The organism is Pontibacter lucknowensis, assembly GCF_900156415.1.
In the GTDB taxonomy this organism is placed as follows: domain Bacteria; phylum Bacteroidota; class Bacteroidia; order Cytophagales; family Hymenobacteraceae; genus Pontibacter; species Pontibacter lucknowensis.
This window is the reverse complement of sequence record NZ_FTNM01000016.1, coordinates 1-1,455: the sequence shown is the minus strand read 5'-3', so window position 1 is coordinate 1,455 and position 1,455 is coordinate 1. Positions and strand designations below refer to the sequence as shown.

Sequence of the window (1,455 nt, the reverse complement as noted above, 5' to 3'; positions counted from 1 at the left end):
GGCAACGCCGCCGCAAGACTTGCCGGCCTAAACTCCATTTATGCCTTTGGCTCTTCTGCAGGCATTCCCTTTTTTATAGCCTGTGATTCCTCCCCACCGGTAAAGCCTGAAAGCTTCGCCATTTTAAAATTTGAAAATAATCCCAATGACGGATTTAACGTACTGGTGCAGCCAAAGCCCGCAGCGTAGCAAGGGTTAAGGCTGAACTTTGTTGTAGCTCGTAATTTTTCTGTTACATCCCATCTTCACGGTCAGAAAGCCAATCCCTATATTTAGTTTTCAGCTTGTCTCTTTTTTCACTCGAGTCAACAATCACATCTACTCCACCATCATAAGGCGCAATAATACACTTTCTTGCAGGACAGATGAACATTGCTCTAATTTCATCATTAGCAATGGCTTTTAGAATGTCGTTTCTACTATCCTTTTCCCATTTTTCAATTTTAACGAAAAGGTCAAGGTACATTACATATTCATATTCTTCAGGCCGTTCCTTATGTAGGTCAATTGTTAAGACTTTTTGAAATTCTCCAAAGTCAGTCAACTCTTTGTAGTTATCATTTATTATATCATCGCCTGTGTAAAGCCCAAATGAAATAGCTATTTCTTCTCCTTCTCCTATAAGGTCTTCAAACAATTTGTTTTGTCTGTCAAGAAGGATCTTATATTCGTCTTCTGAGTCGGCGTACCTTTTAGATTCAGGTAGACTGTGAATTCTAAACCAACGGTCCTGAAACATCCATTTCAGTTCATGATTAATTGGAAGAGCTTCAGGGTATTCCTTATTCCAAAAGTCAATGAAGTCGTTTTCTTTCATTTTTATGTGCTACAACGGTATTTGTATAGAAGGCGAACGAGGCAAAGCCGAAGTATGGCTTATATATTTTGTTAGCCAGTTCTGTTTTTATACTTCTAATAGTATGTCTTCGGGTTCCATTTCTGAAGTCACTACCACTTTCTTTTTTAGTGTTGATGCTACTGTTTTCAGGTACTCCAGAATGGCATGATGGTCTTCTTCCGACTTCACTTCTTTTGGGTCAATGTCACTTTCCATTTCGCTTTCATAGTGTAGCTGACAAATGATAGTTACTTTACCCAGTTTGATACGTGCCTTATTTACATCTTTAAAATCTTCGGGAGCTGAGAAGTATTTCAGCAATTCTTCTACATTTATTCTGTCTTCAACTTGCTGTGTTCGCCCGTTGAAAAATTCTACCTTATACTTCTCGTTTATCAAACTACCCCAAGCTTTCCAATCTTCTTTGTTAGTATCAAAAACATAGATGTCTCTCAGAGAGCCGTCTTCGTAGTAGATTTCTTCTTTAATGGACTTCCAGTTTTTCATGATTACAGTTTTGGCTAACGTCTAGTGTAGAAGGCGGACAAGGCGAAGCCGAAGTATGGCTTGTATGCCTTGTTAGCCAAAGAGATTCTACTACACAGCTTCCTGCTTAT

The 1,455-nt window shown here is 38.9% G+C and carries 3 protein-coding genes; 1 reads left to right on the top strand and 2 read right to left on the bottom strand.

Going from position 1 to position 1,455, the window contains the following annotated elements; translation table 11 throughout:
- The coding region (locus BW972_RS20120) for a hypothetical protein (protein WP_234986466.1) at positions 1-189 on the top strand (189 nt) is incomplete at its 5' end.
- 43 nt (positions 190-232) lie between these two features.
- Here BW972_RS20120 and BW972_RS19500 read toward each other — a convergent pair.
- Together BW972_RS19500 and BW972_RS19495 are read right to left on the bottom strand one after the other, a co-directional pair.
- Positions 233-817 carry a DUF3885 domain-containing protein gene (locus BW972_RS19500; protein WP_076423351.1) on the bottom strand — a complete coding sequence of 195 codons (585 nt, stop codon included), beginning with the start codon at positions 815-817 and terminating at the stop codon, positions 233-235.
- An 87-nt stretch (positions 818-904) separates the two neighbouring features.
- Positions 905-1,345 carry a hypothetical protein gene (locus BW972_RS19495; RefSeq protein WP_076423350.1) on the bottom strand — a complete coding sequence of 147 codons (441 nt, stop codon included), beginning with the start codon at positions 1,343-1,345 and terminating at the stop codon, positions 905-907.
- Positions 1,346-1,455: the final 110 nt, after the last annotated feature.

Bases quoted from the DNA above. Each gene is read 5' to 3' on its own strand.
- BW972_RS19495 (WP_076423350.1), bottom strand. From the start codon at position 1,345: ATGAAAAACTGGAAGTCCATTAAAGAAGAAATCTACTACGAAGACGGC.
- BW972_RS19500 (WP_076423351.1), bottom strand. From the start codon at position 817: ATGAAAGAAAACGACTTCATTGACTTTTGGAATAAGGAATACCCTGAA.